Below are 14388 nucleotides of genomic sequence, written 5' to 3'. Positions count from 1 at the left end.
CTCAAAACCGGCACGCCCTACCACGAGGCGACCGCCTGGTCGCATCACCTCAACGAGGCTGCTGCTTGACATTCAAGCTCCTGGGATGTCTTTCGTAGGGGTGTCCGGAGGAGCCCGCCGGGCAGGGATTGCGCCGGGATGGATGGCGCCCCAGGCGGGCGGCTGATGGGGCCGGTGTGGTCGCCGATCGGCCGGTCCTCACGCCTCGGGGCGGCGGGCGCGGTCCTCGGCCAGGTCGACGATCTTGTCGCGTCGCGCGGCGGGGAGGCCGGCGAGCAGGTCGACGTACTGCTGTTCCTGTGCGGTGACGGGTTCGGCGAATGCCGCCTTGTATGCCAGTCGTGCTGCCTCGTGTGCGGCCTCGATCGCGCCGCTGTGGTCGTAGGCGACGGCGAGCTGACGCAGTTGCTCGGCGGCGGCGAGGGGGTCGCGGGACAGGGTGATGTCGTGGATGCGGAAGTTCGCGGGTAGGTCGGCCGCGCCGATCGCGGTGATCAGGCACAGGTTGGCCTGGACGTGGTAGGCGTACGCCTGGGTGCGGGCCGGCGTTTCGCCGCGAGCCCGGACGGCGGCGCGTTCGGCGTTCCAACGCAGCCGGGCTTCTTCAGCGTGTTTGGCGAGGGCGCGCAGCATGCGGCGGGTGGGATCCATCGTGTTCCTCCTGTTGTGAGGGTTTCGGCTACTGGGCCGAGGGGTCAGTTCGGTCGGCGGTGATTGCCTGCTCGAACAGCGACGGCGGGAGGCCGGCGTGCAGTGCCTGCAGCAGCAGGCCGGCGAGCCCGTATGCGGGGTCGACCTGCAGGGCACGCTCGGCGGCCATGACGGCCAGCACGCCGTCACCGCAGCGCCACGCGGTGACGGCGAGCAGGGTGGCCGGCGCCGGCACGAGCGGCTCCTCGGCGTGGCGGGTGACGTCGGCCCAGAACGTGACGTGCTGGTCGTGCGGCTGGGTGAGGTCCACGGCAAGGTCCCGCACCGATAGCCGCTTCAGCAGCAGGGTGAGCCAGGCGACCTCGTCGTCGGTGAGGCGCTTGCCGCTGTCGTGTTGCCGCAGCGCGTCGCGGACCGCTTGCGCGCCGGCCTCGTCGACCGTGTTGCTGCCGGCGGCGTTCACCGCCTTCAGGCGGGTGACCGCCTCCCTGGTGGCGTCGCGCATGCTGTCACGGGCGGCGCCTTGGACGGGTGCGAACCGGGCGGCTACGGCTGCCCGGTTCGGTAGCGCGACCGCCCCGGCGGCGGTTGCCTGCACGGCGACGAGTGAGGCGACGGGGTCGAACGGGATTCCCTGGGCGGGGCAGCAGGCGAGGTTGTCGCAGATCAGGTTGAAGATCCGCGTGCCGGTGACCCGCAGCAACTCCCGAGCGGTCATGCCGCTGGTGGTGAACGCCTCGCCGATGGTGCGCAGTGCCGGGTCAACGTGTTCGGCGTTTCCGTAGCCGACGAGCATGAGATCGGTGATGGGCTGCTGCTGCCACACGACCGGGACCAGGTTGGCGGTGAGGTCGAGGAGGTGGCTTGCGGGGGCGTCCGGGGCGGGCAGGTCGGTGCGGGCGGCGAAGACGATGCGGCGGTCTCTGCTGGCGATCACGACGACGCTGCCGTCGTCGGGGCGGAAGCCGAGCAGGTAGGGCACCGCGGCGACCAGGTCGGCCGGGGATCGCACGGTCAGCTTGGTGTCGGGGAACGACATGATGATCTCCAATGCGGGATGGGGGTCGGCAGATGCCGGGAGAACGCTCAGGAGGGACGAGCCGCGTGTGACCGCGCCGGCTGGGGCGCGCAGCGGACCACGTCTTTCGGGAAGGAACTGGCGCGCGCCGGATCGCCGCGCGCCTGACGGTTCAGTCGCTGTCGGGGTCCAGGAACAGGTCGACCCCGACGCCCTCGATGCTGGCGGTCACCGTGGCCAGGTGGTGGGCAGTGCCGGCCAGCGCCCGGGTCAGGTCCGCGCGAACGAGGGCTTCGGCCGCCGCCTTCGCGTCGTCGGCAGTGGCGTGGCCGCGTAGCCACATCTCGTACTCGTGCCGCCACGGAACCCGCCAGGCGTTCTGATCGACGGTGGCGTCCTCGGGAATGGTCCGGCCACACGCGATCCACGGCCGCGCTTCGTCGGGGCCGATGTCGGCGACCGCCCGCATCGCGTCTTGTGCCGCGTCGCAGGCCTGTTGCACTGTTCCGGCGTTGACCGGCAGGGTCAGGTCGGCGACCACCGTGACGTGGTGGGCCCGCGGCAGCCCGTCGAGCCCGAGGTCGACCAGGAACCGGCCGACCCGCTCGGAGGTGTGCTGATAGATGCCCCCGATCTCGTCGTCAATGAGGGCGCCGATCGCGCGGGCGCGGATTTTGCGCCGTAGGTCGGCGAGGGCGTGCACCGCCGCGTCACGCGCCGCCGTCGCGGCGGTGAGATCTTGTGCGAGGTCGGTCAGCTGTGCCAGACCGGCCGCGGGTGCCGCGTGGCTCTCGGCGTCGTCGTACGACGCGTCATCGGTGCCTTCGGTGGCCTGCCATGTCGGGTCGGTCAGGGTGATGCCGGCGTCAGCCAGCTCGGGCAGGCAGCACTCCAGCGTGGTACGGGCGTCGTCGAGCGCGTCGGCCTCGTGGGTCGCCGTCACCGACATGTGGAGCGTGACTTGCACGGTGATGTGGTATCGCTGGGACTCGGACTGCTCGTTGTCATCCGGGGCGGGTGCCACGTCGATGACGTGTGTCGGGTAGACCGCCACCACCACCGGCAGCAGGCGCAGTTCGTCCGGCACGTCACGGCGTGCCTGCTCGCGGGCCTCGCCGAGGTCGCGGTGTGACCGTGTGTACGACAGCTGCATGTCGGCGGAGACGGTCCATTGTTCGGGCAGCGGTTTCAGGCCCCACGCGGCGAGGGCGTCCTCACAGCCGGACCGGCAGATCAGCCTGTTCTCCAGCGCGGCGAGGAGAGCGGACCGGGCCGCGTCGGCCAGGGTCTGCCGCTGCTCGATGGCGGCGATCGTTTCGGTGTGCAGGGTGCGGATCTGGTCCGGCAGGTTCGCGTCGGTCATCGCTGCGCCGTCCGGTCGCTGGCGGCGGCCGAGTGGATGGCCGTGACCAGCCCGGCGTACGAGGCCAGCGGATTGGTGGCCATGGTTCGGGCCTGGCCGGATCCGCTGCCGCTTTCGACGGGTGCGGTGACACTGGTGAGGAGATCGGGCGGGGCCGCGTTGCGGCGGTCGGCGAAGAATCCGCCGCAGGTGGGACGAAGCACGTGTCCTCCTTGGGACAAAGGAAGGCGGCCACCAACCGGTGGCCGCCTGAAGGGATGGGGATGCCGCGCCCCGGCCGCGTCGGCGGGGGGCGTGGAGTCTGTGGTGCCGGATCTGAGGCTGGCGGCGGCGGCCGACCGGGACCGGTGGGCGCGATGCCGTCGCGCGAGGCGTCAGATCAGAGGCACGTAAGAAAGTAAGGAGAACCTTCAGGTTAGTCCCGCCGGGAGCCCTGTCGGCCGGGTTGTCAGGTTCGGTCTCCTGACCGAACCTGACAACCGGGCAATGCCCTCCCCCGTGTCAGGTCATGCTCGTCGGAGCGGGACTCAGGCGGGACTCGGGTCCGCCTGGGCCTGGGTCCCGGCCGGCAGCGGGTCCCGCTGCCTTGCGGTGAGGGCAGGTCCCGTGCGGGACTTCAGTACCGGTCCCGCTGTTCGCCGGACCGGGACTGGCCCGCCGGGTACCGGCGGGCAGCCGGTACCCGGCGGGAGCGGGACCGGCCAACGAGTCCCGACCACTGTGGTGGGCCGCCGCTGAGACGGTCCCGGCGAACGCGTGGCGGGCGGCGACGGAGTTGCTGCCCTGTCCCGGCGCGGGGCGGCCGCGGGCTGTTCCTCGGCACCGACCGCCCGCGCCCTGTCACGTTCACGATTTCTGAACCTGGCAGGGCGCTCTTTCAGCGGCGATGCAGGATGAGCACGTCCTCGTGCGCCACCAGATGCACGGGGATGCCGTCGTCCCTGGCGCGGCGGACGGCGATGAGCCCGAACATGTTGGCCCGGTGCACGATCTGCCCGTCGCGGACGGCGGCGAGCATCGCCGCGCACCGTTGCACCGGGATCAGCCCGACCGACTGTGCGACGGCGAGCAGTTCGCCGGGCAGGTCGATCAGGTCGTCCCGCTGGCGGCGTACCGGTCGGCAGGTGATGATCACGGTCCCGCCGGGACGTAGCAGTTGGTAGCTGGCGGCGAGGATCGTGGCGAATCCGTCGAGCAAGCGGGACCATCCCGCATAGGCGAGGTTTCCGCGTTCCCGGTCCCCATAGTGGTGGTCCCGCTTTCGTACCCCGGTACTCGTGGTCAGGACCAGGCCGTGGGTCCCGCGCCCGTAGGGCGGCGAGGTGAGCACGAGTCCCACCTGTCCGACCGCGGACGCGGGCACCAGGTCGAGCAGACCGGTTGCGTCGCCGGTGAGTACCTGTGCCGTGCCGGGGGCGCCCTGCGACGCGGCGAAGGCGGCGTTGGCCTCAGCGAGGGTGGTGAATCGGGGTTCGATGTCGATCCCGATCCCGTGTCGGCCGAGGTGCGTGGCCTCGACCAAGGTGGTGCCGACCCCGCACATCGGGTCGAACACCAGATCGCCTGGCGTCGTGTACGAGCTGATCGCGTGCGCGGCCAGGTGGGGCAGCATCTTTCCCGGATGGCTGGAGGTCCCCGGGACGTAACGGCCTCGCCGCTGGTCACGGGCGGGTATCTGGCAGGTCAGCCACACCGAGGTAATCGGCAGAGTTTCAGCCATCGGCGCCCCCGGTGTTCGTCGCGCTGCGGGTCAGGATCAGCACGTCGGTGTGGATGTCCAGCTGCGCCTGCTGGCCACGCCGAGGCGGCCGGTCGGCCGCCACGATGTGCTGCAGGTACGCCAGCCCCGCCCGCTTGGCGGCGATGATGACGTCGACCGGTGTGATGACGTCGCCGTGCGGCAGCAGCACCGCTATGCAGCCGCCCGGCACGAGGCTGGCGTGGCAGCGCCCAAAGAACTCGACCGGTGAAGCGGCGTCGTCGACCGGCCAGTCGGTGATGATCAGCGTCGCCGGCTCCCGGCCCCAGCCGAGCCGTCGAGGCGTGTGCAGGGGGCTGCGGCGGTGCGCGGCGATGACCGCGCGGGCCAGCTGCGGCCCCACGGCCAGGTCGATGATCAGATCGGACGGGTGGGTGAGATTGTGGACCAGCCGCACGCCCATCGCGTTGGACATGGTCTCGCCCGGCTGCGGGGCGGGGACCGGCCAGACGGTGATCGGCACGGGCGGGTCGCCGGGCACCACGTCCCCCACAGGGGCCGGCGCGCGGCGCGGGTTTCTATCGGTCATAGGTGTGGTGGCCCCCGGACCGGCGGGGCGTACTGACGATCCCCAGTGCCTCGCGGTCAGGTCGATCGAACCCGCCCCCGACCTGACAGAACCGGTCACCACGGCCGTCTGACAGCCACCGCGGGCGGTGGAGACAGCGGCGAACCTGACACGACCGGACACGACCTGTCCCGGTCTGACAAGCGCTTCTGGTGTCAGGTCGCGCTGTCCCAATCGAGGGCCTCGAAGCCTTCGCACAAGGCGGAGCGCTCCCGTCGAGGGGACATCACCATGGCAACGACCACCCACACCAGGACGGCCGACACGGCGCTGACCACCGCCGAAAAGGCGTTCGAGCTGCTGACCTGCGAACCCGCGCCGCTGGTGTTCGACGCCCGCCCGGTGCCGGGCCTGCCGGACACGACGATGCCACTGAACGAGCTGCGCCAGCTGCTGGTGTACGAGCGCTACGACAGCGACACCACCGACGAGCTGTGGCGGCAGCTGGCCCACCACGCCCGCGAACGCGGACCGGCCTGGGTTGTTGGCGCGATCGGCGTGGCACTGCCCGCGCTGACGCACCTCGCGGCGAAGATCAGCCGCGGCTACGCCCGGCACGCCGACGACGTGGACTCCGAAGTCCTGGCCGGGTTCCTCCACGCACTGCGCACGGCGGACCTCGCCCCGCCCCGGCTGTGGCTGCGGCTGTGCTGGGCGGCCTGGCGCGCCGGCGCCGCGGTCGTCAAGGCCGACGCCGGCGAGGAACTGCCGCTGGACCTGTCCAGTGGCTCACGGTCGCCGAGGATGCCCTACGGGCACCCGGACCTGCTGCTCGGGCGAGCGGCCGCCGCGGGCCTGATCACCGCCGAAGCCGCTGAGCTGATCAGTGCCACCCGGTTCGGCGACGCGATGATCGAGCATCTGGCCGCTGAGCAGGGCGTGACCGCACCTGCCCTGCGGATGCGGCGCCGCCGCGCCGAACGCGTCGTGGCCGCCGCCGTCACGCGAGGCGACCTGTCCGGCCCTATCCGCACCTCCGGTCGCCGGGAAACCGCCATGGCGACCTGACAACCCCGCCCTGTCGGTATACGGATGCACCGGACCTACATCTGGATGGCGGGGATAATTAACTCCAGCGCACACCACCACATCGCGCCGACTGTTACGACGATGAAGGCGATGATGTAGGTCTCGTACCAGCGGTAGAAGTTACGCAGATTAGGTGGCGCCCGGAATGTTGGATCCAAGACGTCCGACAGCAGCTGGCACTCTTCGTTGCGATAGTCGAGCCAGGTCAGCACGCCGACGATCACCAGCAGGACGGTGAAGGCGGCGACGACGGTCACCAGCCATAGGAGAGCGAGGATCCCCGCCCGGGCTGTCGCCGGCGGAATGCCCCAGTTCTGGTGGCCGACGAAGAGCGCGAGCGCTGCGCCGACCAGCGTGGTGGCGAGCGCCTGGTAAATGCCGAGAAAGCGGAGGACGTTCTCGTTAGCGGCATGAATCTGCTGCAGGATGTAGCGGTACCGCTCCAGATGGAACTCGACTTGGGCGGCATCGTCCTGCGGGCTTCGACCGCGGTACGCGCCCCGCGGCCAGCGCTCGCCGGGCTGCCGCGCCCATCGCCGGGGGCCGCCGCTGCGGGAGACCGGCAGCCGATCGAAGCTCGCCGGCCGAGGCACTCGGTTCATCCGCCGACCGCCGCTGTCGGCTGCCCGGCCGCCCGCTGTGCCGCCCACCAGTCCCCGGAGTGTTCGGCGCCACAGCGGCGATTGCTCGTTGGACACCTGACCCGAGGAGTTGATCATAAGGGACTCCTTCGAACACCACGTGAGCTAACAGCCGCGTAGGATCGACGACATCGCTTACCAGGGATAGCGGCAACTGGGCTTCACCGGCCTCGCCTCCCGACCCGCGACCACCGGCACGGCGCCTCCTCCGCATCCCCTCGGGTGAGGTGGCCAGGCCGTCCGGACCCCGGAAAGCCGAGATCCCGGGCAGTTCACCGGCTTTGGATCACCGGATCGTACTGACATACACGATTCGGATCCCGATTCAGTCGGGATTCGGACGCCTCTTGCCGTGCCGGGCCGCGTGACCCTCGCACGCCGGGTGTGGCAACGGTTCCCGCCTCTGACTCCTGGCCGACCGGCGCCAGCCGAAGGACGCCCTCCGCTGTCCTCGGACACGGTCCCCGCCCGCGTACCCACCGACCTGCCGGGTCGTGCCTGTCATAGCCGAGGTGGTCGGCGATCTCCCCATTTTGGGGCCGACTCGAGGACCCGCTTGGTTAGCTGCTGCAGCATCCTCATCAGTCGGCTTCAGCCAGTGCCCACGGCGGCCGGATCGACCAGCATCGCGATCGACTGCTCATACGTGGCTGCAGTCACCTGCAGCATCTGCTTGGAAAGGGCTCATTGATCCGTAGGGCAGCTCGGTGCCGTGCTCGCTGACCAGGTGTCCCAGATCTCCCCGGCTGGCTGGCGAGTGGCCAGCGCCCACCGCAGCCGCTGCAGCGGAGCACCTTGGCTGAGAAAACTTGCCGGTCGGAGCAGAAATTTTGAGAACGGAGCAGGTCAGCTGCGAAAGGCCAGTGGTGACGCGAGTCGCTGACCGGTCTTGTCAGGGCGTGACAGGCGAGCGGCGGGTTCGATCGGTCTGACAGTCGAGATCTGGGCGGTGCATGTCATCCACGGCATGCCCGCCCGGTGGGGACCACTCCTTCCGGCGAGGCCCACGGTCCGGCACGGCTGGCGCGGCGTACTGACACCGCAGCCCTTCGCCACTTGCGAGGGAGGAGCGCCCCCACCGGACCGCCCGTGCTTCGCCCGGTCCCCGCCGCGGCGGCCCGCAGATTCCTTGTGGAGCGCCGCGATGCACACGATCTCCGTCCTCAACGACCTGGTTCTGGCCGCCCCCGCCCCTGGCGGCGGTGGTGGCCCCCACTCCATCGCCCAGATCATTTCCAACATCACCGGCTGGGTCATGGGCATCATCGCGTTGGTCGCGACGATGTTCCTGGTCATCGGTGGCCTGCGGTACATGGCCGCCGGGGGTGACCCGGCCCAGGTGGAGCAGGCGAAGGGCAACGTCAAGTCCGCGCTGATCGGCTACGCCTTGGCGGTACTGGCCCCGGTGGTCCTGCAGGTGTTGCAGGGCATCCTCGGCGGCTGAGATGTCACCGACCATGGTCAACTGGCTGATGAACAAACTGGTCAGCTGGCTCGCCGATCAGGTCGTCGACCTTCTCGGCGGGCTGCTGACCTTCCTGACATCCTCCATCTTCATATCGCCGGACGTCACGGTCCTGCCGCAGGTGCAGTTGATCGCCGGCAAGAGCGTGCTGGTCGTCAACGCCTGCTTCATCCTCGCGATCATCGCCGTGGGCGTCGCCACGATGGTCGGCGACTCGGTCGAGATCCGCTACAACGTCAAGGAGCTGATCCCCCGGCTTGTCGTCGGGTTCGTCCTGTCCGCGTTCGCGCTGCCCCTGACCGCTGTGCTCATCGATGTCGCCAACGCACTGACGGTGTCGATGACCGGCAGGTCCGCGCCGACCACCGAAGCGGTCACTTTCGTGCGGGCTCGCATCGCCTCGGCGATGACCGACGAGAGCGCCGCCCTCCTGACGGCCATCATCGGACTGGTCATCGTCGTGTTGATGTTCATGCTCGTCGGCACCTGGCTCGCGCGGATCGGGGTGCTGGTCATCCTGGCCGGGGTCGCACCGGTCGCGCTGGCCTGCTACGCCACCCCGTGGACGCAGGGCGCCGCGCAGTTGTGGTGGAGAACCCTGCTGGGCTGCCTGGCCACCCCCACGCTGCAGGCGGTCGCGTTCTCGGCCGGCATCAACCTGCTGATCGACCCGAAGTCGAACCTGCCGATCCTGCTCGGCCTTCCCGGCTCGGACGCGCTGAACCTCATGCTCGTCATCGTCGTCCTCTGGGTCACGATCAAAATCCCCGCAATGCTCCGCCGACACATAACCGGCGCGGGATCACCGAGCACCGGCGGTGTTCTGCTACGCGCGATAGTCATCCAAGCCATCACCCGCCACCTGCCGCTCGGCCGACTCGGGCGTACCGCCGCGCGAGGTGGGCGATAACCCACGAAGACGCTCCCCCGCCGGCTGTCGTCCCGACGGGCGCTTGTACTGCCTCTCTTGCAGATGTTTGCTGCGTTGAAGTTGATCATCAAGGTTGACCCTGGGGTGGTATGCGGTCGCGGCATGCCACCCCAGCAGCTTGATCGCCTGGGGTCAGCGATCGAGTACTGGTTGTAGCAACCTGGGGCGGCCGGGAATCGCCCTGCTCGGCTACTGTGCGCTGCATGTCGCCGACTGCCCTGCGCTGGTGTGCCGTTCCGCTTGGCGTCCTCGGGTTCGCGCTTCGGTTGCCGGTCACCTTCTGGTTGCAGCCGTTGACCTGGCAAATGAGCCTTGCCAGCGGTCTGCTGGTGATGCTCGGCGGGATCGCGGTCGCTGTGGCGATCCCGTTCGGGACCTTCTGGTTGCTCACCGGCGGCATCCGCCGGCGTCCGGAGAGTTTCGCCCGCGGCGCTGGGCGTTTCACCGTGCCCGCCTCGCCGCTCACCGCGTGCTCGCAGGCCATGATGTTGATGTTCTTGAGCGGTGGTCTTGTTTTCACCGAACGGGTCCCGAACGGCGACCGAATGCGAATGGCCGAATTCGGCTTCACCTGGCCGGCGACAGTGATCGGCGTCGGGATCTTCTGGGTTGTCGCGCTTGTCATCCTGCTGGTGCAACGCCCGCAGCTTCATCTGGACTCCGGCGGCTTGCTCCTGCGCCGGTTTCTGCGCACGACGGCGATCGCCTGGGATGAACTGGCACCCGGCGGCCCTCCTCCGCCGATCAAGCGTCGCGCCCGCCAACTGAAGCTCTACCTCAACCACACGCCCATGCTCGGACAGTACGCGGCCAGCGAGGATGTCCCGATCGGGTGGCTGCACATCGAACCGGCGTTCCTCGCCCGCGCCATTCGTCACTACGTCGAGCACCCGCAGGACCGCGCCGCGATCGGCACCGAGGAGGGCCTGCGCCAATTGCGCGCCGCGGTGGGGGCCAGTGATCCCGCCACCGCCCACACACCGGCTCATCTCACCTAGTGCGGCGTCCACTAAGGTCCCCCGGGCTTCTGGTGTCGTGTTGTAGATCCTCGCCGTTTGGCGAGCGACTCCCCACCACGGGGTCGTGGGGCGGGCCCCCGCAGGCCAACTGATCCTCGCGCCGTTTGTGGATGGCGGCGGGGGTCACGCCGAGACTGGCCGGCACCGGGAAGGCGTCGGCCGGCTCGACGGTGCGCGACCACTCCGGCAGCACGACAGGTGTTGTGGGGGGTGGTGGGTCCGCCGCCCGGGGTACGGGTGGCGATGGTGGCAGCCGCGACCAGGTCTGCCGCACCTGCGCCGATGTCGAACTGCCGCAAATAGACGATCGCCAACGGCGACGGATGCGGCACGTGATCTTCGACGTCCGGCTCATCGCGCCTGCCCCCGACCAGCAGCGACTCAACCATGTTCGCCACGACCATCACGGCCTGGCGAAAGTCCAACCGCTCAACAGTCCCGCTCCCGGCCCCTCGAGGCTGCCATTCTTCGCATCACCGCAAGGAGCCTGCTCATGCGAATCCGCCACGTAACGCTGGATCGACCTGGTCGATCAGCGCACGGCTCGACGACAAGCCCTCTACCGCCAACCGATCCGACGACGCCGCGACACCCCGGTCGGTCCAGTCCTGAGCTGAGCCACCGTGATGCGTCGCTTTCCCTCGACCTCACACAAAGAACAGACCATGCCGCCTGCGTTGCGCAACACAGCGACAAGACTCTGCCCCTTCAACAGATGGAATGGATGGGTGATCATCAATGAGTCCGACAACCGACGAGACAGGCGGGTCGTATAGAGCACGGATTCCGGCCAACGTCAACGAGCCCGACCACATCGCCTTCGGGCTCACTTTCCGGCAGCTCGGCATCGTCGGCGGTGTCGGCCTGACCGGGTTCGGTCTCTACCGCACCGTCGGGCGCATGCTCCCGCCGACGGCGTGGATCGTCGCCGGGGGCATCGTGTTCGCCATCGCGATCGTGGTGGCGCTCGGCCGCCGCGACGGCCTGCCCCTGGATGTGTGGCTCCGGCACGGGTTCGCACTGTCCCGTAGCCCACGCACGCTCGCCCCGGGTACGACGCGGGCCAGCACCATCGCTGACGTCGCCGGCAAACCGAACCTCCCGGCGCCACTGCGTTCGCCGGTCACGGCGGTCACACCGGCCGGAGTCCTCACCAGCGAGGGCAGCGACAAGGTGCTGATCGGCTGCGGCACCACGAACATCCACCTGCGCACCGGCAGCGAGCAGGGCGCGCTGCTGGACGGGTTCGGCCGGTTCCTCAACAGCCTGACCGGGCCGGCGCAGATCGTCGTGGCCGCGCAGCGGCACGACCTGGCCGTCTACGCGCAGGCGACCGTCGACCACGCGCCGCGCCTTTCGGATCCGGCGTTGCAGGCCGCCGCCGACGACTACGCCCGTTTCCTGCTCGACCTCGACGCGCAGCGGGATCCGCTGCGCCGGCAGGTCCTCGCCGTCGTCACCGGCGAACACGCCGCCGAGGGCGCCGTCCGCGCCCTGTCCGGCCTTGGTGTCGAAGCCGCCGCTCTGGACGGGCCGGCCGTCACCGCCGCGCTCGCAAACGCGGTCGACCCGTTCTGCCCACCGGTGCCAGGCCCGCGCGCGGTGCCCGGCACCCCGATCACCCTGCGGAGCGCATCGTGAACCTGTGGAAACCCAAGAGTGTTGCGGCCGGGGAGGGTATGCCGTCCCCGGCCGCGTTGTCGGTCAGCCCGTGGCATGTGCAGGTCGGTGACGGGTACGCCGCGACCTACGCGGTGTGCGGCTACCCGGCCGAGGTCGGCCCCGCCTGGTTGGATCCGCTGCTGTCCTACCCCGGGCGGATCGACGTGGCGGTGCACGTGGACCCCGTTACGCCGCAGCTGGCCGCGCCGATGCTCAAACGTCAGCGCGCCCGCCTCGAATCGTCCCGCCGCCTCGACGCCGATCAGGGGCGCCTGGGCGACCCCATGGTCGAGGCCGCGGCGGCTGATGCCGCTGACCTCGCCGAGCGTGTCGCCCGCGGCGCGGCGAAGCTGTTCGAGGTCGGCATCTACGTCACCATCCACGCCCGTACCCTCGACGAGCTGCACACGGTCACCGCAGGCGTGAAGTCCGCCGCCGCCAGCGTTCTCCTCGATTTGCAGCCGGCCACGTTCCGCCACCAGCAGGGCTGGATTGCCACGCTGCCGGTCGGGGTGGACCCGCTACGGATGCGCCGCATCCTCGACACCACCGCCCTCGCGGCAGCGTTCCCCCTCGCCTCGGCGGACCTCGCCGCCCCGGCACCGGGCACCGTCGCCCCGCCCGAGGGCGTGCTCTACGGGGTCAACACCACCAGCAACGGCGTGGTCATCTGGAACCGGTGGGCGCAGGACAACCACAACAGCATCGTCCTGGCGCGCAGCGGCGCCGGGAAGTCGTACTTCGTCAAGCTCGAAGTTCTGCGCAACCTGTACCAGGGCACCGCGGTGTCGGTCATCGACCCCGAAGACGAGTACACGCCCCTCGCCGAGCACGTCGGCGGCACCGTCGTGCAGCTCGGCCAACCGGGTGTGCGCATCAACCCCCTCGACCTGCCCGCCGACAACCGGCCCGACACCCTGACCCGGCGCGGCCTGTACCTGCACACGCTGATTTCGGTCATGCTCGGGGCGGCACCGCCGCCGGCCGAACGCGCCGCCCTGGATCGGGCCATCACCGCCAGCTACCAGCGGGCCGGGATCAACGGCGACCCGGCCACCTGGACCCGGCCCGCGCCGCTGCTGCGCGACCTGGCCGACGTGCTCGCCGCCGATGCGGACCCGGCTGCCGGGCAGCTCGCCGCCCGGCTCGCCCCGTGGACGGTCGGGAACTTCGCCAGCCTGTTCGACGGGCCGACCACCACCATCCCGCGCGGACATCTGGTGGTGTGGTCACTGCGGCACCTGCCCGACGAGCTGCGCACCGTGGGCACGCTCCTGGCCCTGGACTCGATCTGGGCGGGCATCGACACCCCCACGGGGGGCGCCCGCCGGCGGCGGCAGCTCGTCGTGGTCGACGAGGCGTGGCTGCTGATGCGCGATGGCGAAGGCGCGCGGTTCCTGTTCCGGATGGCCAAGGCCGCCCGGAAACGGTCCGCCGGGCTGTGCGTGATCACCCAGGACGCGGCCGACGTGCTGTCGACCGACCTCGGTCTCGCCGTCGTGTCCAACGCAGCGACCCAGGTGTTGATGCGCCAGAGCACGCAGTCCATCGACGCCGTGGCCGAGGCGTTCAACTTGACGGCTGGAGAGTCGCGGTTGTTGCTGTCGGCGCCCAGGGGCGAGGGGCTGCTCGTCGCCGGCCGATCGCGGATCCCCTTCCGCAGCGTCGGGTCGGCCGCAGAGCATCGGATCGCCGTCACCGGCTTCGAGTTGGAGGAGTCTGGTCGGTGACTGGGATCGGCAGGGTCGACGCCACGCGCGACTTCTCCACCCTCATCAGGGGTGAGGCTGCTGCGTATCTTGTCGGGGTCGAGGTGGGGTGCCGGGAGTGCCCGGCGTTTTCTCCGCGCCGGGCGAGTCACGATGACCGTCCTTTTGCCATGATGATCATCCGCTTGGCCATGAAAGTGTATGGATGGGTGAGGCATCCGGATCATTCGTCCCCGTCAGGTCTACCCGGTTGTAACTGATGGTGCTGGCACGGTCGCGGCACGATGTATGCCATGGTGCGGCGACAGCAACGCTGGTACGGCCTGGCGGTGGGTGCCCTGTTTGGTGTCGCCGTTGCCGGCGGTGCCGCAGCAGGAACGAACTACATCCCGAATCCGTGGATAGGCGTACCGATCGCGGCAGGCGGTGCATGGATCGGGTTCGCATCCGGACTGAGCTGGGATCGCCGCCAAGAGCGACTGGCGCAGGCCAAACGCTGGTCAGCGGTGTTCACGACCGGCCCCGGCCCGGGGCCCGGCGGCGCCGGAACGGGTGACAGTGTGCTGACCCGGT

Annotated in this window: 13 protein-coding genes; 6 read left to right on the top strand and 7 right to left on the bottom strand. The window is 69.8% G+C overall.

Features of this window, described 5'->3' with window-relative positions; translation table 11 throughout:
- Nucleotides 1-198: 198 nt before the first annotated feature.
- The 6 genes from AB0C02_RS29290 to AB0C02_RS29265 form a co-directional block, all read right to left on the bottom strand.
- Nucleotides 199-651, bottom strand: coding sequence for a hypothetical protein (locus AB0C02_RS29290; RefSeq protein WP_357552359.1), 453 nt, complete (start codon nt 649-651; stop codon nt 199-201).
- A gap of 28 nt (nt 652-679) precedes the next feature.
- Nucleotides 680-1690 (bottom strand): DUF4192 domain-containing protein, encoded by a 1011-nt coding sequence (locus AB0C02_RS29285; RefSeq protein WP_357552358.1) that lies wholly within the window; start codon nt 1688-1690, stop codon nt 680-682.
- Nucleotides 1691-1841: 151 nt separating this feature from the next.
- The gene (locus tag AB0C02_RS29280; RefSeq protein WP_357552357.1) at nt 1842-3032 is read right to left on the bottom strand and encodes a hypothetical protein; all 1191 of its coding nucleotides are present in this window, start codon (nt 3030-3032) and stop codon (nt 1842-1844) included.
- On the bottom strand, nt 3029-3235 hold the full coding sequence (locus tag AB0C02_RS29275) for a hypothetical protein (protein WP_357552356.1): 207 nt from the start codon (nt 3233-3235) through the stop codon (nt 3029-3031). Before AB0C02_RS29275 ends, AB0C02_RS29280 begins: the two co-directional genes overlap by 4 nt.
- A 674-nt stretch (nt 3236-3909) precedes the next feature.
- Entirely contained in the window at nt 3910-4752 is an 843-nt protein-coding gene (locus tag AB0C02_RS29270) for a DNA methyltransferase (RefSeq protein ID WP_357552355.1), read from the bottom strand.
- Nucleotides 4745-5254 carry a hypothetical protein gene (locus tag AB0C02_RS29265; RefSeq protein WP_357552354.1) on the bottom strand — a complete coding sequence of 170 codons (510 nt, stop codon included), beginning with the start codon at nt 5252-5254 and terminating at the stop codon, nt 4745-4747. The genes AB0C02_RS29270 and AB0C02_RS29265 overlap by 8 nt, the downstream gene beginning before the upstream one ends.
- A gap of 336 nt (nt 5255-5590) precedes the next feature.
- On the opposite strand from AB0C02_RS29265, the gene AB0C02_RS29260 reads away from it, so the two are divergent.
- On the top strand, nt 5591-6367 hold the full coding sequence (locus AB0C02_RS29260) for a hypothetical protein (protein WP_357552353.1): 777 nt from the start codon (nt 5591-5593) through the stop codon (nt 6365-6367).
- A 35-nt stretch (nt 6368-6402) separates the two neighbouring features.
- Here AB0C02_RS29260 and AB0C02_RS29255 read toward each other — a convergent pair whose 3' ends face one another.
- Entirely contained in the window at nt 6403-7107 is a 705-nt protein-coding gene (locus AB0C02_RS29255; RefSeq protein WP_357552352.1) for a hypothetical protein, read from the bottom strand.
- A gap of 1066 nt (nt 7108-8173) precedes the next feature.
- On the opposite strand from AB0C02_RS29255, the gene AB0C02_RS29250 reads away from it, so the two are divergent.
- The 5 genes from AB0C02_RS29250 (at nt 8174) to AB0C02_RS29230 (ending at nt 13836) form a co-directional block, all read left to right on the top strand.
- The gene (locus AB0C02_RS29250) at nt 8174-8473 is read left to right on the top strand and encodes a pilin (RefSeq protein WP_357552351.1); all 300 of its coding nucleotides are present in this window, start codon (nt 8174-8176) and stop codon (nt 8471-8473) included.
- Nucleotide 8474: 1 nt separating this feature from the next.
- Entirely contained in the window at nt 8475-9404 is a 930-nt protein-coding gene (locus AB0C02_RS29245) for a conjugal transfer protein TrbL family protein (RefSeq protein ID WP_357552350.1), read from the top strand.
- A 224-nt stretch (nt 9405-9628) separates the two neighbouring features.
- Nucleotides 9629-10423 (top strand): hypothetical protein, encoded by a 795-nt coding sequence (locus tag AB0C02_RS29240; protein ID WP_357552349.1) that lies wholly within the window; start codon nt 9629-9631, stop codon nt 10421-10423.
- Between the two features lie 759 nt (nt 10424-11182).
- Nucleotides 11183-12085, top strand: a complete 903-nt coding sequence (locus AB0C02_RS29235; protein WP_357552348.1) for a PrgI family protein — start codon at nt 11183-11185, stop codon at nt 12083-12085.
- A 38-nt stretch (nt 12086-12123) separates the two neighbouring features.
- Nucleotides 12124-13836 (top strand): DUF87 domain-containing protein, encoded by a 1713-nt coding sequence (locus tag AB0C02_RS29230; RefSeq protein ID WP_357552360.1) that lies wholly within the window; start codon nt 12124-12126, stop codon nt 13834-13836.
- Nucleotides 13837-14388 lie beyond the last annotated feature (552 nt).

It is taken from the genome of Micromonospora sp. NPDC048999 (assembly GCF_040649295.1).
In the GTDB taxonomy this organism is placed as follows: domain Bacteria; phylum Actinomycetota; class Actinomycetes; order Mycobacteriales; family Micromonosporaceae; genus Micromonospora.
This window is presented reverse-complemented; position numbering and strand designations above follow the sequence as displayed.